The following is a 22,598-nucleotide window of genomic DNA, read 5'->3' on the forward strand; positions in this document are numbered from 1 at the left end:
GGAGGGGAGCAGGCATGACGAAACTTTTCTCCATCCTGATGTGTATCGTCTTCACCCTGGGCATCATCGTATCCAGCATATCATCCGTTAACAGCTCGATCGTCAGTGATGGTGGATTGCGCGACCGGGCAGTCCACTGGATTGACCAGGCTTTGCCAAAGGAATAAAACAATAATCATGAAAAAGGGAGAGTGTGATGTATGTCTAAAATGTTCTTTATTTTTCTGGCTTGCGTAATGGTTCTGGGGATTGGTGTAAGCTCATACGGAAACGAACTGAGTCCGTCCGCTATCGAGTCCGCTGAAAACATTCATAACTCCGTAACGTCCCTTAACTACGATACAAGAAATGAAAATGTTCAGTTTAAAATGCAAAATGGCACCTCTTATACAAGCAAATAATGATACATCTTCACGCGTTCTTGATCATCTTGGTCATGGTAGGGAGTTTGTGCGCGTTTATCTGGGGGAACACCCCTCAGGAGCAGTTGAAAGAAACTCAACAGGAAAGGGTGTATAAAGCAGCAACGATCAGCTTTCACTAGTGGTTATCGCGACGGGACCGGTTGACGATCGGTTTCTGGCAAATCGGAAAAGGTTGGACAAACCGGCATAGCCGGATTAACCGGAATACCGATTACTAGCGTTGCTGCTGGAAGGATATGTTGAAAACGAAGGTCTTTTTCATCTGCTTGTCGGTGATGCTTATCCTTTTCTCGGCCATCGCAGCATATGAGATGTATGCGATGGAGAGGGCCATTGCCCGCAGTATCTATGCGGATGCGTTTGACGATATGCAGGATATCGGTTATCTGGAGCCGCTCCTGGCTGATTACTACCTTCAAAAGATGGGGGACCTGGGTTGGGATGTCTCGTTAGACGTTTTTTCCGGTAGTGTACCGAGGACGGAGGGTCTACGTGCACGCAAAGAGCGGGACGAAATGGTTACGCTCACGCTCACCGTTCGGCCCTCCCGTCTATCGCAGTGGATGCACTTATTTGTGAAGGGAGAGACGTCCTTTCATTTTACTGGAAGTCGCCCTTCCGAATACTTTGATCCGGGGTGGTAGGTATGAACAAAATCCTTGCAGTCCTGGGACTCATGGTGCTGGTATTGCCTCTGACTGTAAACCTGCTGCTGACAGGTCCTGATAGTTTGTTGGCATTATGCATGCAGTTTTTTGGAAAGCTGCTGGGTCATGTAACCCGGTTTGGTACGGGATAATGGGACAGATTATTGCAGTATTTCTTCAAGTGATGGTGATGCTGCTGGTACCGCTCGGAATTTTGCAGGTTCATACGGTCATTCAGACGCATAATGAACTGCTGGAGGTAAGTGCCGCCGCGACCAAATACGTGAGCAACCACGGTGGGCGCGGAGAGGGAGAGGTGTTGGGAAAAGTCCGAGCCTTCATCTCGCAGGAGCTGGCTGAGAAATCTTTTTCGCTGTCTGAGGATGATCTGGTTGTGAAAGTTGAACGTAGCCGGGCTGCCGACCCAGTTTTATGGAGTCATGAAGATGAATTTATGCTGGAAGCCGAACTGCCTTTTCCTCTTTTCACCTCATGGTTCTCCTCTTCTGAGAAAAAGATGCGCGTCACTCGCTACGGCACTATAAACAGGATGGACTATGATCTGTAAGTACAGTTTAATGACAAAACGGAGGGGATAGGTACGGGGATTAATATTTTGTCTATATCAGCGTTGCTGTTCTTCCTTCTGATTGGTGCTTTTGTGGTCGATGCGGATCTAGCCATGCAGAAAAAGACAGAGATGAAAATGCTGCTGGAGCTCTCTAATCATCATGCGACGTTTGCCGTGGAGCCTCTGTTAAAGACAGAAGGCGTCATCGACCTGATGGAAAAGGAATCGCTTGATCGCTTTGACAAGCGAATGCTTGAAAATGGCGGTTATCGTCGCGAGGGAAGTCAGTATTTTCCTGGGGAGCATAGCGTGACGACAGATGCCGTCCCCTTCGCTCGGTATTACGTCGATTTTTTATCGTGGCGCCACGATCACAAGCTCTTTCTCCAACATAAGGGCAATGAGCTGGTTCTGGATCAAGTCGTTCCCGGGCCAGCAAGACCGACCGGAGGATTGCTGGAGATTACCGTCACGACCAAAACAGGAGAAGAACTCCGTATGGCCCCGAAAACCATGGTGGGGCCCTCCCATATCGTTGTCGCCTATGTAGACGAGCGTCCCTTTCTTCCGATGTTGCCGGCCCATGCTTTTCCGGTCGTCAGTGTGGAAGAACTCAAATGGTAAATGACGTTACGAAAGAATGGTTGGTCACGATTCCAGCCATTCTTGTTTTTTGTGAAGAGAGAATATTCAGCTCTGTTGTTGTTTTTTACGGTACACCCCTTTAGGGGTACTGGTATGATCAATTATTTTTCGCTGAATCGAATACATGATGAATGTCTAATTCAGGAGTATTTACAATTTTATAGATAAGAATTTCGGTAGTGGAATCCATGTAGAACTTTATGTATTTCGTACCGGAAAGATAGGCTGTCCCCACATCCCGATTATTTTCCTTGATATCTATGAAATATTTCTGCGAGTTTTTTTCTGCATCGATCTGAGTAGGGTCCATGTCCATCGCATCCATTTCACTCTTTATTTTCCGAAGCTCCAATTTTGATAAATCATCTAGTATTTTTTGAATCTCCTTTTGATCGGTAAGTTGTACTCTGTCGTTCTCGCCAATTTTTGTAATGGCCAGCCCAGTTATCTTGTGCTTATCAAATAAGCCCAGTTCATCGAAAGACGACACTTTCAAACCAGGAAAGTATATCAATTGGCTAAGCGAATAAATGATGAGGAGAGAGAATATCAGAATTTGTCCTTTTCTCAAAATGCTGCACCCCTTTCTCGAAATTCCGATGATGAAAAATACGCCGGTACCCCTGCTTAATGGGAGACGAGGGGATAAAAGGATTTGTCACATTTTTCGTCACATCTATTGGAAAACCCTCGAAGATATACCTGACTATACCAGCCAAAATTCAACAAAATCCCCCCATATATTTACAAACAGGAAAAACGTGGGTATTGTTGAAGAAAAAGTTTTTACAGTAGATTCCTCAGCAGATCCCACCTCATCGACCTTACCGTACACTGAAAAAGTGGATGAACATAATATTGAAAAGGAAGATGCCAAACATGAGAAACAGGAAATTTTATCGTTCTGATGATCGTGTTTGTATTTCTATTGGGGTGTAGTAAAAAAGAATGGGTACACACTCTGCAAGGAAGTAGTGAACATTGGGAAGCCAGTATGGACATAAAGCCCGTTGATGACCCCGATGTTGAGGCTGTTTTTGTTGGAAAAATAAAGTTGAAAACCCCGGTTACATTGAAATCTGCTCAGTATGAGGCTCAAGTTCGCAATGGCAGCCCAGGTGGGGATTTGAGACATGATCTAGAAAAATTGCAAAACTTCGAAACCGTTCAGATTTTTTCTACTTATGCCCATTCTGCAACAAAGCCTACTTTTCATCAGAATATGCCAGAGAAAGAGCTTGCTTCCATGTTCAGCGACTTAACCTTTCAAATGACATGGGAAGATGAGAATGGCCAGCATGTAGAAGAAATCCTTTTGGATACCATTATCATGGGAAAATGAGACGCTCCTCTAAAAACCATCCAAATAACAATCCAATATTCGACAAATTCCCCCCTCATCCCCCAAGATGAGGACTTTTTATGTAAAGGAAGAGGACGAACAATCTCCTGATATTGACAGCGTTTCCATCAATCTATCGTCCGCATTTCCGTAAATATTCTGTAAACTAGAAGGAATTAACCCGTCTTTGTCGAAATACGCATAATGTAACATCAGAAGGAAGCAACTGGCGAAACCTCATCGTGGAATTTTCATTCAGAGAAGTGAGGGTTGCATATGACTGTGAGTACTTCTACTTTCCAGTCAACTCCTCGTCGCTGGCGGGAAGTTGAAAACCAGTTGGGCATTGTCGTGCCCCGTTCCCTGCGGAATGACACGTCGACTCTGCTGTTTCTGGAAGGCGTCGCTGCAACACCCATGTTGGACAAAGAGGAAGAGATGGACTGCCTGATCCGTTATCAGCGTGATGGGGATCTGGAGGCTCGAGAGCAACTGGTGCGTGCCTATCTTCGGTATGTCGTCAGTACAGCTTTGCGCCATCTTCGAAAGGGAATGCCCTTCTTGGATCTGATCCAGGAAGGAACGATTGGACTGTTTACCGCTATCGACAAGTTTGATGTAGATCGCGGCGTGCGTCTGTACCATTACTCGCACTGGTGGATCTCGCAGGCGATTACCCGGGCGATTAATGACAAAGGGACACTGATTCGTATCCCTGTCCACATGCACGAGCAAATCAGACAGTATCAAAAGCAGGTGCTCCAGTTGGCCCATCTGCTGAGCCGTACTCCTGATCGCCAGGAGATTGCTACACTGCTCGATCTTCCGCTGGAAAAGGTGGAGGCGATTGAGTTTGCCTTGATGTTAAAAATGGAATCAATTGATGCGCAGCCGGATGATGATACGCTCTGGGCAGAGTATGAGGATGAATATCTCAGCTATGCCGAGATTGTCGACGATGGGGAGACGTCTTTGGACGATTGGATTGAAAAGGTTGATCTCCGCTCGCAAATGCGAGCTGCCTTGGACCGACTCAGTCCGCGCGCACAGGAAATCATCGCGATGCGTTACGGTTTGTATGATGATCAGGTGTACACGCTGGAGGAGGTCGGCAAGATGTTTGGCCTGACCCGTGAGCGGATTCGCCAAATCGAAGCGACGACGATTGATCGGCTCCGTACTCAAAAAGCCTCGCGTCTGTTGAAAGATTACCTGACCTAAAGAAAACATCGACCGTACCTCGTACCACGAAAGCCTGAATACACATGCATGGAGGGGTGTCCCGCCAGTCTCGTTTCGAGAGTGGGATTGCCTCTGCATGCTCGATCTCATATTTTATGATAAATGCAAAGAAACAGTCCTCATGATGGGGACTGTTTTTTATGTGCGCCCAGCATGGTCGTTATCTATAGGGTTAAAGTCCCGAATGGCGAAGGCAGTAGTAGCCATTAGCTTAAGACAAGGGTGTCCACCGTGAGGTGGAATCTGAAGGAAGTCGGCGGCAAACCTCCGGTCTGAGGAACACGAACCTCATATGAGGCTAGCATTCGCTGGATGAGTCTGCATGTCAAGGCGAAGTCCCTACTGCCAAAGGCGAATGAGAGTAAATGAGGCAGATAGATGGAGGGGAAGATAACGCTCTTACCTGGGGAGACCTGATCGGAACGCCATGCCCACATGGTAACCTTCTTCAAGAGGAGAAGCTGAACGGTCAGGGGTCAGCAGAGGTCATAGTACCGTAGTAAGGGGCACCTGAACAGGGAAGGACCGAACATCTAGGAAGAACGAGAAGCTAGGCGTTCATTCTTGCTGATGAAGCAGACAATCCGCAAGGACTTGCTCAGGGGAGGAAGTGGTGAATCCCACGGGGGACTCTGAGAGGGCTGAAGTAAGAATGGCACAAATAGAAAGAACGTTCACGCGAAAGGAATAGTCCAAATGATGAAGCAGCTTCTGTCACGGGAAAACCTTCTGACAGCATTAAAGAGAGTGGAAAAGAATAAAGGAAGCCACGGTGTGGATGGTATGTCAGTAAAATCCCTACGTGAACATATCATGACCAACTGGGACTCCATCCGCCAGCAGGTAGAGGCAGGTACCTATCAACCGCAACCAGTCCGAAGGATCGAAATCCCGAAACCGAACGGTGGCGTGCGCTTGTTAGGGATACCTACCGTAACAGACCGCTTTATCCAACAGGCAATCGCTCAGATTCTTACCCCGATCTTCGATCCGATGTTTTCCGAACACAGTTATGGTTTCCGACCAAATAGACGAGGACACGATGCAGTCCGAAGGGCGAAGGGATTTATGAAAGACGGGAAACGATGGGTTGTTGATTTAGACTTAGAGAAATTCTTCGATAAAGTGAACCATGACAAGTTAATGGGCCTAATCGCTAAACATGTCAAGGACAAGACACTTCTTAAGCTCATCAGAAGCTATTTAGAATCTGGCGTCATGATTAACGGACTGGAAACAGCCAACGAGGAAGGGGTACCGCAAGGTGGCCCTCTAAGTCCGCTCTTATCCAACATTATGCTGCATGAATTGGATATGGAGCTTGAAAAACGTGGGCTTAGCTTCGTCCGTTATGCGGACGACTGCAACGTATATATTTCCTCAAAGAAGGCTGGCAAACGGGTGATGACATCCATTACCGCGTTTATTGAAGGAAAGCTAAAACTCAAAGTCAACCAAGAGAAAAGCGCGGTAGACAGACCGTGGAAGCGTAAATTTCTTGGGTTTAGCTTTACCTATCAGTCTGATCCAAAGGTTCGAATTGCGAAAGAAAGCATGAAGAAGGTAAAACAACGAATTCGGGAACTTACCTCAAGATCTAAAGCGCTTCCCATGGAGTATCGGATTGAACAGCTAAATCAATACCTGATTGGCTGGGCGGGATACTTCTCACTTGCAGACACACCTTCGGTATTTACCAGTCTAGACGAATGGATAAGAAGAAGGCTCCGCATGTGCCTCTGGAAACAGTGGAAGAACCCCAAAACAAAAGTAAAAAGGCTCATTACCTTGGGAGTACCCAAAGCAAAAGCCTACGAATGGGGTAATTCACGTAAGAAATACTGGCGTATTGCATGCAGTCCTATACTTCACAGAACTTTGAATAACGCCTACTGGCAGACCGAAGGTCTGAAAAGTCTTACGGATAGGTATTTACTTTGACGTCATACCTAGATGAACCGCCGTATACCGAACGGTACGTACGGTGGTGTGAGAGGTCGGGGGTCAGTCACCCCCTCCTACTCGATTGGCTCTTTTCGTAAAGATTGTTGCTTTTTAAACAGTCCCTTTTATGGAACTGCAATAAATCCTGTTTTAAGACCTTTTCGAAAGCCTGCTTCTTCATAAAATCTTAGTGTTTCTTCTTTCTTTGACCCTGTTAGAAGCATAACCTTATAACAATTCGTGTTCCAAGCTATTTCTAACGCCTTGGACAAAGCGAGTTTTCCGTAGCCATTTCTTCTGTAATCCGAATGCGTTACAACATTCTCAATCAATCCGTAGGAACGCGCATTTCTTGTTAAATTCTTGATTATGACTAATACACAAGACGAAACAATCTTGCCGTTTACCTCGACTACAATGTAATGCATATTGGGGTCATTGTAGATTTCATCCCAGTGTGCTTTTAGAATGTTATCATGTATCAGTTCGGGGTCTTCTTGATTTAGGTGCTTGTATAGTGACAACAGTTGATTTAATTCATCATATTGAATCTGTCTAACTACAGTAAGTTCCGCCATATACCTCACCCTTTGAAGCTATTTTTGTAATAATTTCCATTATAAACCTAACATGCATGTTTTGCTATTCAATTCAAAATGTCTTCACTATTGTAAAATTAGCTTTCTTCAAAGCCTCTAACAATATGACCTTCTTTTTATCCGTATTATTCAACTTTTTGACATCTCCAAGAAACGGAACCAGAAGAGGTTGTTATCAATGTACGTAGTAGCAACACCTTGAAATCGATCCATTGTTTCAGATGCTTGTGATAAGAGTTAACGTGTTGGATGTGATATACACCCTTCTTGGTATAAACTCCCTTATGGACATTGATGGTTTCGTGTTCAATGCCCTTTATTTTAGCAAACGTCTTGTAGTTGGTTGCGGAATCTGAACATAGCACAGCAGACGGGTGAATATACTCGCCTAAAACTTGGTCAATCTCCTTTGTAGAGATTCTACCTTTCCCTGCGAATTGAGAGACGATTTGACCATTTCTATCTTGGGCAACAACGACACAAATTTGCTCTTTGGAGATACCACGTTTTTTAGCGACACCGCCACGTTTTCTTGGGTTTCGGTGAACGATACCATTCTTACCTTTATCCGATTCAAGGAAGAAAGTTTCATCGCTTTCAATGATTCCTTTTAGTTGCCCATTTCCAAGGGAGCGAAGAGCATTTAATATCTTGTGTCTCCAGTAGAAAGCAGTTGAGATATGAATATCAAGGGCTTCTGCAATTTTGGGCAAGGTATAGCCTTCTACCATCATCTCAAAGTATTTCAACCATTTTTGAGGATAGTGAGTACCAGAAAGAGGACTGGCAGTTGTGTCATTAAATGACTTCCCACAGTCCTTGCAGAGATAACGCTGACGAGCTTTTATTTACCGTTTCGCTTAACACTTTTGCTCCATAATGGATACGAAAAGTGTCAAGGAGGACGCAGTAGATGGATTGGAGACACGCTTACGAGGTCTTTTATGACCTTCCACAAAAAGACCAACATCGCTTGTTTGAAGCCATTAAAGATACTCTCTTTCCTGAGAATGCGAATCTGACAGGTATGCTGACTTCGCTAACGCATTAAATGGTGAAAGTATAAGAAAAACTAAGGCTTTCGCTATTTGACTCGGCGATAAGCCAAGTTTTTCTAATTAGAAGCAGCAAGGCTAGACTACCAACAAAGGACAGTAACCAAGCCCTGAGCTATGTGTTATTTCTCCTTACCAAACAGCGAGGGTGATTGGAGTTATTTCACTTCGCTAGAACATAGGCGGGCATGAGATTCTTTTTCGCAAGCAACAAGGACCCTCTAAGCGATCCTGTTCCGCCAGCAGCATTAGCTAGTGCTATTCCTTAGCTGTGGCCTCTGACATAAAAGGCAGGGGATCTACGGGTTGTCCGTCACGGTGGAGCTCAAAGTAGAGATGAGGGCCTGTGCTTCGACCCGTGCTGCCCAAAAGGCCGATGAGCTGTCCTTGAGCAACCGCGGTTCCTGAAGTAACCTCTAGTTTTTCCAAATGGGAATACACCGTCTGATAGCCCGCTTCATGCTGTATGATGATCTGATTTCCTGCTTTGCCCGAATACTCGGCCTGGATCACCGTGCCGGCAGCAGCAGCCTGAACAGGGGTGCTCGCGTTGTTGACAATGACAATGCCGTCTTGATTTCTGGCATCCCGGAAGGTAGAAGTGATCTTGCCCTCCACGGGTGGGATCAAAAGGAATGGCTCACTGGTAGCAGCGGTGCTACCTTCAACGGGATTTATCAGATGCAGCGGTTCACCGGCTGCCTTTTGCCCGCTGGTTAGCGTGACGACTCCCAAAACAATTGCGATGATGACCCCGGAAGTCGTCCAGGAATACGCATTTTTGCGAAAAGATCGGATCATGTACATTCTCCTTTTTAATTCGTTTTTTGAGCTGGAAAACCCGGCTGTGAAGGCAGTGTTCCTTTGCTTTGCATACATTTCGAGCAGTTTGATCATGGTGTACCCATAGCTCTTTACTTCGCTTTCCTTCATATAAGTAAGAGCCAGGGCATCACAGGCAATCTCTTGATCCCGTCGCATCCGGGAAGCGGCGTACCACAGCAGCGGGTTAAACCAGTTCCAGATGAGCAGGAAGCTCATCAGGCTGTTCACTGCAATATCCCGTCTTTTCCAGTGGGACAATTCATGCAGGATCACATGCTGCAGCTCTTGTTTATCCAAAATCTCCAGCGACTTTTCCGGCAGGACGATCTGAGGCTGCCACAATCCGGTCAACATCGGGCTAGTCACGCTTCTGCTCTTGATCACGCGAATCGGCTTCGTGATGTTCATCTGGTGCTTGCATGCTGCGAGGATATCTAACACCCATTGCTCCTCTACAAGCGGTTCTTGTTTCAGCCGGGATGAAAAGCGGCGTGCCTGACAAAAGACGGTGATGAGCAGGATGAGCGCTCCGCAGAACCAAATGACAGCAAGCAGGCTCAGCAGGAGAGAGTCGGTTCCAAGCAGACTGGTACTGCTCTGCTGTAGGGTCAGATCACCTGAAAGGGGAAGTCCCGCTCTTTCTATGTAGATTGGCGGTGCAGCAACCGTCGTGTCGAATGGCATAGCTGCCCCGCTCCACGCAGGAAGCCAGTTGAACAAACTCATCGGGCTGCCGGGAGACCAGGGAATCGCCAGCTTCAGGATCAGCAGAAACCAGATCGCATCGTGCCATTTTACGGTGAGCCGTCCTCTGCCTGCCAGCTTGCAAAGCAGGATAAGCCCAACCAGTATACTTGCCTGCAGGGAATTGGTCAGCACCCAGACAAAGGAGTGTTCCAGCAGCAACCTTAGTGACTCCATCACAAATTAGTTCTCCTTTTCGGAAAGGATTTTCCTGAGCTCGTCAATCTCTTTTGAGGAGAGCTTTTCGTCCTGCAGAAAATGCACGAGCATTGGCTTTAATGCGCCTCCGTACACGCGTTGCAAAAAAGATTCGCGCTCGGCACGCTTGCAATCTTCCTCACTCAGCACCGGGGAATAGTAATACAGGCGGTTGACCTGTGTATACTGAATAATCCCTTTTTGAACCAAACGGCTGATCAGGGTTTTGATCGTCTTGTCTTTCCACGATTTGTTGTCTCGCAGAGCCATGATGATGTCCGACGCGGTCGCAGGGGATTCTGCCCAAAGGACCTTCATGATTTCCCACTCGGCATCGGAAATACGCGGTTGTTCATCCAAAGCATCACACCTCCCTTTGATTACATTTGTAATCCGAAATTCTATCAATAGATTACATGTGTAATCTCGGCTTGTCAACACTTTGTTCCATTTCGTTCCACTTGCCCACTTCGTTCACTGGAAGATAACACCTCTTTGTTCATATGTCCAAAATACATAAAGAAGCACTTCCGCTGGCTGCCAGGTTGAGGGAAGGGGCAATACTTGTGGTAAAATGGTTGATACACACTTTTTGAGTTCAACGATGAGAAGGAGGATCGCCTCATGAGCGATTATTTGATAAGAGCCACCGGATATAACGGCCATGTTCGCGCGTTTGCCGCTCGGACAACTGATATAGTGGAGGAAATGCGCCGCCGTCACGATATGTGGAATACGGCGACAGCAGCAGCAGGCCGTACGCTGACGGTGACACTGATGATGGGAGCGATGTTGAAAGGTGAAGAGCGCCTGTCTGTCAAAGTAAAAGGGGGCGGGCCTATCGGGCAGATCGTCGCAGAGGCCAATGCTCACGGAGAGGGAATTGCTTACGTGAGCAACCCGCATGTCCATTTTGAACTGAACGAGAAGGGCAAGCTGGATGTAGCGCGCGCGGTAGGTACGGAGGGCTTGCTTCATGTCGTGAAGGACCTGGGTCTGAAGGAGCCCTACGAAGGCAGCTCGCCAATCGTATCGGGTGAAATTGGTGAGGATTTCACTTATTATTTTGTGACGTCCGAACAGACCCCTTCGGCAGTTGGCGTCGGAGTGCTGGTAAACCCGGAGGATCGTTCGGTCGTTGCAGCGGGCGGCTTCGTGCTGCAGCTTTTGCCCTCTACACCCGACGAGGTGATCAAACAGATGGAAGAGCGCCTCGCGGGACTGCCGCAAGTGTCCCGGATGATTGGGGAGGGATTGTCTCCCGAAGAGATTTTGGCCAAAGTCTTGGACGAACCCAAGATCCTGAGCCGGACCGATATCCGCTTTACCTGCTCCTGTTCCCATGAAAAAGTGAGAAAAGCACTGATCAGCATGGGGCCGGATGAAATGGACAGCCTGATTGAGGAGCAAGGGGAGGCGGAGGTGCATTGCCACTTCTGCAATGAACGCTATATGTTTGAAAAGCCGGAGCTGGAGGAAATCCGCGGCGAGCTGTAAGCGAGGGGGAGAGGGATGACGTGTCCAATACGAAAACGCTGTGGACAGTGATCGGTGCATTGGTGTTGCTGCTTCTGGCAGTCACGTGGTCATGGTATCAGTCGGCGGACAAGCTGCATGCCACTGCGGTTGTGGGCGATCGGACGATCAGTGAGGCCGACTGGGTACAGACGTTAAAAGAAAAACACGGACAGCAGGTGCTCGCAGATATGATCAACCGGGAAGCCGTCTTTCAGGAAGCCAAGCGGCTCGGTATCACCATCGATCCCGCCCGGATCAGCGCGGAAATGGATCAAATCCGGGAAAGCTACGGCAGCCAGACAGACGATGAATTCCGCGAGGCCCTCGTAAAACAGGGCGGCACGACTCCGGAAGCGCTGGAGAGGGAAATCACCTATCAAATGCTCCTGCAGGAGCTGGCTACCCGCGATATTGTCATCCCTGAAGAAGAATTGCTTGCGTACTACCAAAAATACGCGGATCGCTACAATCATCCGTTGAAAGTGCATTTGTGGAAGATTGTCGTCGCCTCGCAAACAGAAGCCCAGCAGGTGGTCAAGGAATTGAAGAACGGAGCCAATTTCAACACGCTGGCCAAAGAGCGGTCGATTGACGCATTGACCACTTCCAGCGGAGGCGACGCCGGCTGGGTAGCGCTCACCGACGACAGCTTGTCGAGCGCGGAAAAAGACGTGATTTCATCCCTGCGCTTGCATACAAATAGCGACCCTGTCGAAGTGAAAGGGAAGTACGTCATCTACCGGGTTTCTGCACGCAAAGAAGCAGAACAGGTTTCCTTTGAGCAGGCAAAGGAAGGGATTCGCCGGGAGATGGCGCTTGCCCAGGTTGAATCCCTGGACGCGGTTTTGGATAGGCTGAAGGACTCAGTTGGGGTAGAAATTGGGCAAATGTCTAATTGACCAGTTGGGCTTTCATTGATATAATTAACCAATAAAACCTACCATTTTACTCGGTTATTATGAGGGGGAACGGAAACATGCGAGTTGCCAAATCGATTACAGATTTGATCGGTTATACACCTCTGGTAAAGCTGAACCGTGTTGTCAGTGAGGACATAGCCGACATTTACCTCAAACTGGAGTTTTTCAATCCGGGTAGCAGCGTGAAGGACCGGATTGCACTGGCGATGATCGAGGCTGCCGAAGCAGAAGGCAAACTGAAGCCGGGCGATACCATCATTGAACCTACGAGCGGAAATACGGGTATCGGTCTTGCGATGGTGGCGGCTGCCAAGGGCTATCGGGCGATTTTGGTGATGCCGGAGACGATGAGCTTGGAGCGGCGAAATCTGCTTCGTGCGTATGGAGCGGAGCTGGTGCTCACCCCGGGCGCGGAAGGTATGGGGGGCGCGATTCGCAAGGCAGAGGAACTGGCTCAGGAAAATCCGTCCTACTTTATCCCGCAGCAGTTTAAAAACCCGGCCAACCCGAAGGTCCATCTCGAAACAACAGGCCAGGAGCTGTTTGAACAAGGCAAGGAGATCGGCGGTATTGATGCGTTCATCTCCGGCGTGGGTACAGGTGGAACCATTACCGGTGTCGGTCAGGTGCTCCGCGAGCATTTTCCAGGGGTCCAAATCATCGCGGTTGAACCGGCTGCTTCGCCTGTTCTGTCGGGCGGCAAGCCAGGCCCGCACAAAATCCAGGGCATTGGAGCCGGTTTTGTTCCAGAGATTCTGGATACGAACATCTACGACGAAATTATCCAGGTAGAAAATGAGGATGCTTTCGAGACGGCTCGAAGTGTAGCCAAAAATGAGGGAATTCTCGGCGGCATTTCTTCCGGCGCAGCCATCTTTGCCGCTTTGCAAGTAGCCAAGAAGCTGGGGAAAGGGAAAAAGGTAGTCGTGGTCATCCCGAGCAACGGAGAACGCTACCTCTCTACGCCACTTTACCAATTCGAAGAATAGGGCGTCATACAACTGCTGGACGTCGGCCTTGGCCGGCGTTCTTTTTGTTTTTGCTTCGGAAGGGTCAAGTCGCTCACGCAGAGCGGGTGGCGAGTGACCAAAAGCTTTCCTCTACCAAAAGCGGTACTGTACAAAAGGCGGGTTGACCAAAAATCTATGACAAAAGCCGTAGCCAGCCAAGTTTTCTAATTTCATAGGACGAATAGGCTCGATATGATATGCTAATGCTGCACCTATATCTGACATGAATAGCGGAGAGTGAGTCCTTTTGATATTGCCATCCTATCTCGATACCACCAGGTATGCTGCCGATTATCCTTACATCCCTTTATCCATACGGGTGCCGTGGCCGGAACGCCTCGATCCATGGGAGCTGCTCCAATCCTTGCAGCCCTCACTGGAGGGAGCCGTGCTTTTGGAAAGTGGACGAGCGGGAAGGTACACCTATCTTGCTTATCAGCCGATCGCGGTGATTACCAGCCAAGATGGCTGCACCAAAGTTTCCTATCCGCATGACCAGGAGGAGACGGAGCTGAAGGGTGACCATCCACTGGATGCGCTCCGCCGCTTTCTGGCGCAGTATCAAACGCCGGTCCTTCCCGATTTCCCAGATTTCTATGGAGGGGCGATTGGCTATCTCAGCTACGAGATGAACCGTTTTTTTGAGCCGACTCTGCCGCAGATTGCGGAAGACGACTTACGGCTGCCCGATCTATATGTTATGATAATGCAAGACCTTCTCGTTTTTGATCACGAGACAAGAGCATGTGTCTGCGTGACGCATCTGCCATCCCGCTCATTGACAGAAGATTCGTACCGGGATGCTGCCGACCGTTTGACACGGCAGGCGGAGGAATTGGGTCAACTGCTCGCTGTGGCGGCCGATGATACCGACTGGGATGCCCTTCGGAAGCACCCGGTTGAGTTCGTGGAACCGGCGCAGGTATCCTTTGGCCAGGAACAGTTCGAAGAAGCGGTGCGTCGTGTACAGTCCTACATCTCGCAGGGGGATGTTTTTCAGGTAAACCTCTCCGTCCGGCAGAGCAAACCGATGCACTCCGCTGCACCCGAGGTATACGGTATCCTGCGCAAGCTGAATCCGTCGCCCTATATGGGGTATCTCCATTTTCCCGACTTCCAGCTCGTCAGTGCTTCACCCGAGCTGCTGGTTAAAGTGAAGGAAGGAAAAGTGAGTACGCGTCCGATTGCCGGGACCAGACCCCGTGGAAAAAGTGAAGCGGAGGATGACGCGCTCGTTCGCGAATTGGTGGAGAACGAAAAGGAACGGGCAGAGCATGTCATGCTGGTCGACCTGGAGCGAAACGATCTGGGCCGGGTTTGCCGCTATGGGAGTGTTCGCGTCAGCGAATTGATGGTGGTGGAAAAATACTCCCATGTGATGCATATCGTCTCCCATGTGGAGGGGATGCTGGCGGAGGACAAGGATGCCTTCGATGCCGTTGCTGCCGCTTTTCCCGGGGGTACGATCACCGGGGCGCCAAAAGTGAGGACGATGGAAATCATCGAGGAGCTGGAGCCTGTCAAACGAGGCGTCTACACCGGTTCTATCGGGTGGTTTGGCTTTCACGGCGATGTGGAGGTCAATATTGCGATCCGGACGATGGTCGTCAAAGACGGATGGGCACATGTGCAGGCAGGTGCGGGGATCGTGATCGATTCTATCCCGCAGGCAGAGTATCTCGAGTCTCTGAAAAAAGCAGAAGCGTTGTGGAAAGCCTTTGAGCTGAGTGAGAACAGAAAGAAGAGTTGAGAGGAGAAGAGAAGATGATTTTGACGATTGATAACTATGATTCCTTTACCTACAACCTGGTGCAATACGTAGGTGAGCTTGGACAGGAACTGCAGGTCTATCGAAATGACAAGATTACGCTGGAAGAGATCGAAAGGCTCGCTCCTGATTATCTGATGGTGTCGCCGGGACCATGCACACCAAACGAAGCGGGTATCAGCATGGAGGCCATTCGTCATTTTGCCGGAAAAATCCCGATTTTGGGTGTCTGCCTGGGTCATCAATCCATTGGCCAGGTTTTTGGCGGAAAAGTGATTCGCGCGGAGCGTCTGATGCATGGCAAAACCTCTGAGGTATTCCATGACGGCAAGACGATTTTCAGCGGTATTCCGTCGCCGTTCACGGCTGCCCGGTATCACTCGCTGATCGTGGAAGAGATCTCCCTGCCTCCTGAGCTTGAGGTGACAGCGCGAACGGCCGAAGGGGAGATTATGGCTGTCCGCCATCGACAATTTCCGATAGAAGGCGTCCAATTTCATCCCGAATCGATTATTACCCAGCACGGCAAGCAGTTGCTGCAAAACTTCCTGCATGCGTATGCCAAGGAATCTGTCGGATAAATATTGAAAAAATGAAACTCGCTCCGGACTCTGGTTTTTCAATGGTGATGGAAGTGAGTTGCGGGCCGCCCTCATGAAAGGGCGGTCTTTTCTATCATTTCACAACATCAATCGAAAACGGTAGGAAGAGGATGCGCAGACAGGCTGAAAAATATGGTATGATGCTCTCGAAGAATGGTAGCGGGAGAGAATGTCATGTACGTGTATTGCGATGGAACCATACTGCCCGCAGAGCAGGCGACAGTCTCAGTTTTGGATCACGGGTTTTTGTACGGGATTGGCCTGTTTGAAACCGTCCGGGTCTATGAGGGCCGCTTGTTTTTGTGGAAGGAACATTTTGCCCGGTTATCTGCCGGGCTTTTGGCGTTGCGCATTCGTCAGAAATGGAGCGGGGAAGAGCTGGCGGCGGCCATCCTGCAAACGGTTGAAGCAAATGGGCTGACTGATGCCTATGTCCGCCTCAGTATCACGGCGGGAGCAGAGGGTATCGGTCTGGTGTCAGCGGGATATGAGCAGCCTTCTCTGTTTATCTTCGCGAAAACCGTTCCGCCGATCATCGAGCCGCCTCGTCCCAAAAGGCTGCAAATGCTCTCCTTTCCGCGTCAGACAGCGGAGGGACCTGTTCGCTTCAAGTCGCATAATTACCTCAATAATGCGCTGGGACGTCTGGAGATCGGCAAGCAGGCGGATGTAGAGGGAGTATTTTTGACCCATGATGGCCATTTGGCAGAAGGCATTGTCAGCAATCTGTTCTGGATACGCGATGGTCAGTTGTGTACACCGTCGACGCAGACAGGCATTTTGGATGGGATCACACGGCGCCACGTACTGAAGCTGGCAGCTCACTTGGGGATTCCGGTACAAGAGGGCTTTTTCCCCGCAGACGCGTTGAAACTGGCCGATGAAGTGTTTGTGACCAATTCGATTCAAGAAATCGTCCCGGTCGCCGGGGTAGACGAAATGGATCTGCTCGAAACAGATGGTCGCTTTACCCGGGCCTTGCGCTTTGCCTACCGTGAGTCTGTAGCAAGTGGCGGGTAAATTATGGTATGCTTCAAACAACATGGCAACAAGTCAGACCACCACGCGAAAGGAAGCTTGGCAGATGATGCACAATCCATTCGTGATTCACGCACATAATCGTTTGGACGTCAAAGAGGAGCTGTCCCGACTCCGTGTTGATCCTGTAGAAGCGGATCGATTCGCAGACGCGGGGGAGCTTTTGCAGATACATGTGGAAAGACTGGCTCCAGAGGAGGCCGCGCTGCTGAAAAAAGAGGTGAAGCTCTGCGGCGGCGATGCAGTCGTACACGGCAATCCGGCTGACCCGAATCTGTCCGATCTGTATGTGAAGGGCTCGTATGGACAGTGGCAGGCACTGCTTGCCCGTTTGCCTGACCAGACGGAAGGAATTCGCAGCGTTGCGGCAGAGGTCAGAGAATGGTTGACGATGTACCGTCAGCAGCAGCAAAGAAAAAACCTTCTCTGCGGAAACAGACTGCTTCCTCTCGGCCAGCGTACACTGGTCATGGGAATCCTCAATGTAACGCCCGACTCCTTTTCGGACGGAGGTCGCTATACAGAGGTTGAGCACGCCGTTGCACAAGCGCGAGCATTGGTGGAAGCGGGAGCCGATATCATTGATATTGGTGGAGAATCCACCAGGCCGGGGTCGGCAGAAGTTGAGCTGGCCGAAGAATTGGACAGGGTACTCCCGGTGATCCGTGCTTTGGCGGAGGAGCTTTCAGTTCCGCTGTCGATTGACACCTATAAGTCGGAAGTGGCTGACCAGGCGATTCGCGCCGGTGCCCACATCATCAACGATGTCTGGGGAGCCAAAAAAGATCGGAGAATGGCAGAAGTAGCAACTCACCACCAGGTTCCGATCATTCTCATGCACAACCGGGAAGATATGGCGTACACGCATTTCTTCAGCGACATGGTACGGGATTTGCGGGAGTCTGTTCAGATTGCCAAAAAGGCGGGCGTCCGCGACGAGATGATTATTCTCGATCCCGGCATCGGCTTTGCAAAAACATTGGAGCAAAATCTGGAGGCCATGCGCCGGCTGGATGATCTGGTGGCACTCGGGTACCCTGTACTGCTGGGAACCTCGCGCAAGTCGATGATTGGCCGCGTTCTGGACTTGCCCGTCGAGGAGCGCCTGGAAGGAACCGCTGCCACCGTAGCCTTGGGCGTAGCGAAAGGTTGTCAAATCGTGCGCGTCCACGATGTCAAGGAAATGAAGCGCGTGACAGCAATGATGGATGCGATGCTAAAAGGGGGCACCCTGATTGGATAAAATTTATGTGAACAAGATGTCTTTTTACGGTTACCACGGGGTGTTTGAAGCAGAGGCGAAGCTGGGTCAGCGATTTTATGTCGATCTTGAGCTCTCCATGGATCTGTCCAAAGCCGGAGCCAGTGACGATCTAAATGATACGGTGAATTACGCCGATATTTTTCATTGTGTGCAGCAAATTGTCGAAAAAGAGCGTTACAACCTGGTAGAGGCATTAACTTCGCAGATTGCAAGTCGAGTGCTGCAGGCATTTCCGTTCTCCGAAGTAAAGGTCAAGGTAACCAAGCCGAACCCTCCGATTAACGGTCATTATGATTCTGTGGCGATCGAGATGACACGCAGAAAAGAGGATCTTGCCCCATGACCGTGTGTGCCTATTTGGCCCTCGGCTCCAATATGGGCGATCGGGCTGAACAATTGCGACAAGCCATCCATAAGCTGAACAGACGAGACGGGATTCGGGTCATCCGCATTTCACCTGTATACGAAACGGAACCGGTCGGTTTTGTCGATCAAGAGGCGTTTCTGAACATGGTGATCGCTGTAGAATCAGACCTGGCTCCGGAAAAGCTGCTGGAAACCGCATTGGCAGTGGAACAGGAGCTGGGCCGTGTTCGTACCGTTCGCTGGGGGCCGCGAACCATTGACATCGATCTTCTGTTGTACGGGGACAAGATGCTCCAGCTCGAACATTTGACCATCCCCCATCCGTCCATGACCGAGCGCGCTTTCGTTCTAGTCCCTTTGCGCGATGTCTGGGAGGGAGGGGCATTGCCCGTGTTGAACCGGCCTGTCGACGAATACCTCAGGTTGCTGCCGCAAGAGAACAAGGGGGTACAAAAATGGGGAACAATCGGCTGGGAAACCGGATTCGATCATTCCGAAAGCTGAAGGGGCTGACACAGCAGTCACTTGCAGAAAAAATGGGCGTCTCGCTCTCCTTTGTCGGATCTCTGGAAAGAGGGACACGAACGCCGACCGAGCCAGTATTGAGAAAGATCGCCAGCACTTTACAGGTTGATTATGAGGAATTATGTGCTATAACTATTAAATAACTTTTCATTGGGGCTGCGCCTCTCCATCCACCTGCTTTGTCGTGGCGGGCTTTGTCCCTCTGGAATCGCGGGAAAAGGAGGTTGAATGATTACATGAAAATTGCTGACATCGAGTTGAAAAACAACGTCGTTCTTGCTCCGATGGCAGGGGTGTGTAACCCTGCATTTCGTTTGATCGCCAAAGAATTTGGTACAGGCCTGGTCTGTGCCGAGATGGTTAGCGATAAAGCGATCGTACACGGAAACAAGAAGACGCTGGATATGCTGTATGTAGATGAACGCGAAAAACCGCTAAGTTTGCAGATTTTTGGCGGTGACCGCGAGACGCTGGTAGCAGCGGCAAAACACGTGGATCAGTATACAAATGCAGACATTATTGATATTAATATGGGGTGTCCTGTTCCCAAAATCGTAAGCTGCGATGCTGGTGCGCGGCTGCTGTTGGACCCGGAGAAAATCTATGAGGTCGTTTCGGCGGTTGTAGACGCGGTAGAAAAACCGGTTACCGTCAAAATGCGTCTAGGCTGGGATGAAGACCATCTGTATGCCATCGAAAATGCCCAGGCCGTAGAGCGTGCAGGCGGAAAAGCCGTCTCGGTCCACGGTCGCACGCGCGTCCAGATGTACAAAGGGAAGGCGGATTGGGATTGGATTCGCCGTGTGAAGGAGGCTGTCTCCATCCCGGTGATCGGCAACGGGGACGTGGCTACACCGGAAGACGCTCGCCGCATGCTGGATACAACCGGCTGCGACGGGGTGATGATTGGCCGTGCCGCACTCGGCAACCCATGGATGCTTTACCGGACCATCCAATACCTGACGAAGGGAGAATTGCTCCCGGAACCAACCCCGCGCGAAAAGATGGAAATTTGCCTGCTTCATGCGGAGCGTTTGATCGCCCTGAAAGGGCCGCGCGTAGGTGTGCTGGAGATGCGTAAACACGCAGCCTGGTACCTGAAGGGGTTAAAAGGTGCAACCCATACGAAAAATTTGATCAATGCCGTGGAGACAGAAGACGAACTGCGTCGTGTCCTGCTCGATTATGTCGATTGGGTGGAAAACCACGCAGACGAAGTGGATGGAGAAGAAGCTGTCACCCAGGAAGAAGCAGTCAGTTATTAAGGGGTATCCCAGACATTGACAAGGATTCCTTCATATCCTATAATACGTCGTATTATCGGGACGTAAGCTGCCAGTTCATACTGGCAGCTTTCCCTATGACAATGGCGTTGACAGCTTGGTATTCACCTTCTGCCTGTATATTGTATAGAACAACTACATATAATCCTTTGTACTTTACCCAGTGCGATGGAATTATTTAAACGGGGGAATTGAACCATGTCGGAAAAAGAAGTGATTCTTACACCTGAAGGTTTAGCGAAACTGGAACAAGAACTGGAAGATTTGAAAACGGTTAAACGAAAAGAAGTGGCTGCACGGATTAAAGAAGCAATCAGCTATGGAGATATCAGCGAAAACTCTGAGTACGAAGAAGCAAAAAATGAGCAGGCGTTCATTGAAGGCCGCATTCTGACGCTGGAGAAAATGCTTCGCAACGCACGCATTATTACGAACGAAGATGTAGACACCGGTGTTGTCAGTGTCGGCTCTACTGTCAAACTGAAGGACCTGGAGTACGGGGACATCGTGATGTACACCATCGTCGGTTCTGCCGAGTCTGATCCGATGAACAACAAGATTTCCAATGAATCCCCGGTAGGCCAGGCACTCTTGGGAAAAGCGAGAGGCTCCATTGTTGATGTTCAAGTGCCGGCAGGCGTGATCCAATACGAGATTCTCGATATTAACTTGTAATTGTTCAAAACAAGGCGTACCTTAGGAAAAGGGTACGCCGTATCGCTATTTATCCACCCAAATTGTCTCATAGGCATGGTAAGGAGTGAACAAGGAAATGAATAACGAGCAAGACCGACAACAGGAAGAACAGCAACAGGAGAGTCTTCACGAGTTGCTTCAGGTGCGCCATGACAAAATGGATCAGCTTCGCGAATGGGGCGTCGATCCTTTCGGCAAAAAATTTGAGCAAACCGATCATGCGGCCGACATCGTCAGCCGTTTTGGCGACAAAACCAAAGAAGAGCTGGAAGCAGAAGAGCATGTCGTCTCCATTGCCGGCCGTCTGATGGCGAAACGGGAGATGGGGAAGGCGAGCTTTGCCCAACTGCTGGATCGCACAGGACAAATCCAGATTTACGTGCGGCTGGATACGGTGGGAGAAGAGACCTTTAAAGTGTTTGACCTCAGTGACATTGGCGACCTGATCGGCGTCAGCGGTGTCGTGTTTAAGACAAAGACGGGCGAACTGAGTGTAAAGGCGAAGGAACTGTCCTACCTGACGAAATCACTCCGTCCGCTGCCTGAAAAATACCACGGCCTCAAAGATATTGAGACGCGCTACCGGAAACGCTACGTCGATCTGATCGTCAATCCTGAGGTTCGTGATACATTCATCACAAGAAGCCGCATTCTGACTTCGATGCGCCGTTATTTGGACAACCTGGGATTCCTTGAAGTGGAGACCCCGACCTTGCATGCGATTGCCGGCGGTGCTGCTGCCCGCCCGTTCATTACGCATCACAATGCGTTGGACATGCAGTTGTATATGCGAATTGCGATCGAGCTGCACCTGAAACGACTGATCGTTGGTGGTTTGGAAAAGGTGTATGAGATTGGCCGTGTCTATCGAAATGAGGGGATCTCGACCCGTCACAATCCTGAATTTACGATGATTGAGCTGTATCAGGCCTATGCCGATTTTCAAGATATCATGACTTTGACTGAAGAGTTGATCGCCCATATCGCTAAAGAAGTATTGGGGACGACAAAAATTCAGTATCAAGGACATGAGGTCGATCTTACCCCGAAATGGCGCCGTGTTCACATGGTTGACCTGGTCAAAGAGCATGTCGGTGTAGATTTCTGGCAGCCGATGAGCGATGAAGAGGCCCGTGCCCTGGCAAAAGAGCATGGCGTGCAGGTGGAACCGCACCATACGTTTGGCCATGTAGTAAACGAATTCTTTGAACAGAAAATTGAAGAAACATTGATTCAGCCAACGTTTGTATACGGTCATCCAGTCGAGATTTCCCCATTGGCGAAGAAGAACGAACAGGATGAGCGTTTTACAGATCGTTTTGAGCTGTTTATTGTAGCGCGCGAGCATGCCAACGCATTTACGGAATTAAA

27 protein-coding genes and 1 pseudogene (1 of these 28 running past the window's edge) are annotated in these 22,598 nt (G+C 49.5%); 23 read left to right on the forward strand and 5 right to left on the reverse strand.

From position 1 onward, the window contains the following. Positions 1-14: 14 nt before the first annotated feature. From NDK47_RS01115 to NDK47_RS01135, 5 genes are all read left to right on the forward strand, one after another. Positions 15-167 (forward strand): hypothetical protein, encoded by a 153-nt coding sequence (locus tag NDK47_RS01115; protein WP_251873072.1) that lies wholly within the window; start codon positions 15-17, stop codon positions 165-167. A gap of 494 nt (positions 168-661) precedes the next feature. Continuing rightward, on the forward strand, positions 662-1,069 hold the full coding sequence (locus tag NDK47_RS01120) for a hypothetical protein (protein WP_251873073.1): 408 nt from the start codon (positions 662-664) through the stop codon (positions 1,067-1,069). A 2-nt stretch (positions 1,070-1,071) separates the two neighbouring features. Beyond that, a complete protein-coding gene (locus tag NDK47_RS01125) occupies positions 1,072-1,224 on the forward strand; it encodes a hypothetical protein (RefSeq protein ID WP_251873074.1) in 153 nt (50 codons plus the stop codon). Then, complete coding sequence (locus tag NDK47_RS01130) at positions 1,224-1,640, forward strand: hypothetical protein (RefSeq protein ID WP_251873075.1); 417 nt, start codon at positions 1,224-1,226, stop codon at positions 1,638-1,640. The genes NDK47_RS01125 and NDK47_RS01130 overlap by 1 nt, the downstream gene beginning before the upstream one ends. Before the next feature lie 63 nt (positions 1,641-1,703). Further along, positions 1,704-2,267 carry a hypothetical protein gene (locus tag NDK47_RS01135; protein ID WP_251875903.1) on the forward strand — a complete coding sequence of 188 codons (564 nt, stop codon included), beginning with the start codon at positions 1,704-1,706 and terminating at the stop codon, positions 2,265-2,267. 118 nt (positions 2,268-2,385) lie between these two features. On the opposite strand, the gene NDK47_RS01140 is transcribed toward NDK47_RS01135, so the two are convergent. Continuing rightward, the gene (locus NDK47_RS01140) at positions 2,386-2,859 is read right to left on the reverse strand and encodes a hypothetical protein (RefSeq protein WP_251873076.1); all 474 of its coding nucleotides are present in this window, start codon (positions 2,857-2,859) and stop codon (positions 2,386-2,388) included. 190 nt (positions 2,860-3,049) lie between these two features. Between NDK47_RS01140 and NDK47_RS01145 the strand changes: the two genes are divergently transcribed. From NDK47_RS01145 to ltrA, 4 genes are all read left to right on the forward strand, one after another. Beyond that, positions 3,050-3,196 carry a hypothetical protein gene (locus NDK47_RS01145; RefSeq protein WP_251873077.1) on the forward strand — a complete coding sequence of 49 codons (147 nt, stop codon included), beginning with the start codon at positions 3,050-3,052 and terminating at the stop codon, positions 3,194-3,196. Then, entirely contained in the window at positions 3,196-3,630 is a 435-nt protein-coding gene (locus NDK47_RS01150) for a hypothetical protein (protein ID WP_251873078.1), read from the forward strand. The genes NDK47_RS01145 and NDK47_RS01150 overlap by 1 nt, the downstream gene beginning before the upstream one ends. A 276-nt stretch (positions 3,631-3,906) precedes the next feature. Beyond that, positions 3,907-4,851, forward strand: coding sequence for a sigma-70 family RNA polymerase sigma factor (locus NDK47_RS01155; RefSeq protein WP_251873079.1), 945 nt, complete (start codon positions 3,907-3,909; stop codon positions 4,849-4,851). Positions 4,852-5,568: 717 nt separating this feature from the next. Beyond that, positions 5,569-6,813, forward strand: coding sequence for a group II intron reverse transcriptase/maturase (gene ltrA, locus NDK47_RS01160; RefSeq protein ID WP_251873080.1), 1,245 nt, complete (start codon positions 5,569-5,571; stop codon positions 6,811-6,813). A 128-nt stretch (positions 6,814-6,941) separates the two neighbouring features. Here ltrA and NDK47_RS01165 read toward each other — a convergent pair whose 3' ends face one another. Both NDK47_RS01165 and NDK47_RS01170 read right to left on the reverse strand, forming a co-directional pair. After that, positions 6,942-7,394, reverse strand: coding sequence for a GNAT family N-acetyltransferase (locus NDK47_RS01165; protein WP_251873081.1), 453 nt, complete (start codon positions 7,392-7,394; stop codon positions 6,942-6,944). A 73-nt stretch (positions 7,395-7,467) separates the two neighbouring features. Then, a pseudogene (locus NDK47_RS01170) lies at positions 7,468-8,289 on the reverse strand (IS1595 family transposase); the annotation flags it as partial. Positions 8,290-8,328: 39 nt separating this feature from the next. On the opposite strand from NDK47_RS01170, the gene NDK47_RS01175 reads away from it, so the two are divergent. Next, positions 8,329-8,466 (forward strand): hypothetical protein, encoded by a 138-nt coding sequence (locus tag NDK47_RS01175; protein WP_251873082.1) that lies wholly within the window; start codon positions 8,329-8,331, stop codon positions 8,464-8,466. Positions 8,467-8,728: 262 nt separating this feature from the next. On the opposite strand, the gene NDK47_RS01180 is transcribed toward NDK47_RS01175, so the two are convergent. Beyond that, complete coding sequence (locus tag NDK47_RS01180; protein WP_251875905.1) at positions 8,729-10,216, reverse strand: M56 family metallopeptidase; 1,488 nt, start codon at positions 10,214-10,216, stop codon at positions 8,729-8,731. A 6-nt stretch (positions 10,217-10,222) separates the two neighbouring features. Next, positions 10,223-10,597 (reverse strand): BlaI/MecI/CopY family transcriptional regulator, encoded by a 375-nt coding sequence (locus NDK47_RS01185; RefSeq protein ID WP_251873083.1) that lies wholly within the window; start codon positions 10,595-10,597, stop codon positions 10,223-10,225. Positions 10,598-10,861: 264 nt separating this feature from the next. On the opposite strand from NDK47_RS01185, the gene hslO reads away from it, so the two are divergent. The 13 genes from hslO to lysS all read left to right on the forward strand — a co-directional run. Next, positions 10,862-11,734: an Hsp33 family molecular chaperone HslO gene (hslO, locus tag NDK47_RS01190; protein WP_251873084.1), complete on the forward strand. Its 873-nt coding sequence runs from the start codon at positions 10,862-10,864 to the stop codon at positions 11,732-11,734. A gap of 20 nt (positions 11,735-11,754) precedes the next feature. Further along, the gene (locus NDK47_RS01195) at positions 11,755-12,654 is read left to right on the forward strand and encodes a peptidyl-prolyl cis-trans isomerase (protein WP_251873085.1); all 900 of its coding nucleotides are present in this window, start codon (positions 11,755-11,757) and stop codon (positions 12,652-12,654) included. Between the two features lie 77 nt (positions 12,655-12,731). Continuing rightward, complete coding sequence (gene cysK / locus NDK47_RS01200) at positions 12,732-13,664, forward strand: cysteine synthase A (protein WP_251873086.1); 933 nt, start codon at positions 12,732-12,734, stop codon at positions 13,662-13,664. A gap of 271 nt (positions 13,665-13,935) precedes the next feature. Continuing rightward, entirely contained in the window at positions 13,936-15,435 is a 1,500-nt protein-coding gene (locus NDK47_RS01205) for an anthranilate synthase component I family protein (protein ID WP_407653421.1), read from the forward strand. A gap of 14 nt (positions 15,436-15,449) precedes the next feature. Further along, positions 15,450-16,034 (forward strand): aminodeoxychorismate/anthranilate synthase component II, encoded by a 585-nt coding sequence (gene pabA / locus NDK47_RS01210; protein ID WP_251873088.1) that lies wholly within the window; start codon positions 15,450-15,452, stop codon positions 16,032-16,034. 195 nt (positions 16,035-16,229) lie between these two features. Then, the gene (gene pabC, locus NDK47_RS01215; RefSeq protein ID WP_251873089.1) at positions 16,230-17,075 is read left to right on the forward strand and encodes an aminodeoxychorismate lyase; all 846 of its coding nucleotides are present in this window, start codon (positions 16,230-16,232) and stop codon (positions 17,073-17,075) included. Positions 17,076-17,484: 409 nt separating this feature from the next. Next, positions 17,485-18,336 (forward strand): dihydropteroate synthase, encoded by an 852-nt coding sequence (folP, locus tag NDK47_RS01220; protein WP_251875907.1) that lies wholly within the window; start codon positions 17,485-17,487, stop codon positions 18,334-18,336. Beyond that, complete coding sequence (gene folB / locus NDK47_RS01225; protein WP_251873090.1) at positions 18,329-18,700, forward strand: dihydroneopterin aldolase; 372 nt, start codon at positions 18,329-18,331, stop codon at positions 18,698-18,700. Before folP ends, folB begins: the two co-directional genes overlap by 8 nt. Then, positions 18,697-19,227, forward strand: a complete 531-nt coding sequence (gene folK, locus NDK47_RS01230) for a 2-amino-4-hydroxy-6-hydroxymethyldihydropteridine diphosphokinase (RefSeq protein ID WP_251873091.1) — start codon at positions 18,697-18,699, stop codon at positions 19,225-19,227. The genes folB and folK overlap by 4 nt, the downstream gene beginning before the upstream one ends. Then, a complete protein-coding gene (locus NDK47_RS01235) occupies positions 19,179-19,391 on the forward strand; it encodes a helix-turn-helix domain-containing protein (protein ID WP_251873092.1) in 213 nt (70 codons plus the stop codon). The genes folK and NDK47_RS01235 overlap by 49 nt, the downstream gene beginning before the upstream one ends. Positions 19,392-19,484: 93 nt before the next feature. Next, on the forward strand, positions 19,485-20,513 hold the full coding sequence (dusB, locus tag NDK47_RS01240; protein ID WP_251873093.1) for a tRNA dihydrouridine synthase DusB: 1,029 nt from the start codon (positions 19,485-19,487) through the stop codon (positions 20,511-20,513). Between the two features lie 216 nt (positions 20,514-20,729). Continuing rightward, complete coding sequence (greA, locus tag NDK47_RS01245; RefSeq protein WP_251873094.1) at positions 20,730-21,206, forward strand: transcription elongation factor GreA; 477 nt, start codon at positions 20,730-20,732, stop codon at positions 21,204-21,206. Positions 21,207-21,303: 97 nt separating this feature from the next. Beyond that, positions 21,304-22,598: the 5' portion of a lysine--tRNA ligase gene (lysS, locus tag NDK47_RS01250; RefSeq protein ID WP_251873095.1), read on the forward strand. Its footprint extends 226 nt past the window's final position; 1,295 of the gene's 1,521 nt are visible here — the first part of the coding sequence; it begins with the start codon at positions 21,304-21,306; its stop codon lies off the right edge, out of view.

Origin of the sequence: Brevibacillus ruminantium, assembly GCF_023746555.1 — a bacterium.
GTDB lineage: Bacteria > Bacillota > Bacilli > Brevibacillales > Brevibacillaceae > Brevibacillus > Brevibacillus ruminantium.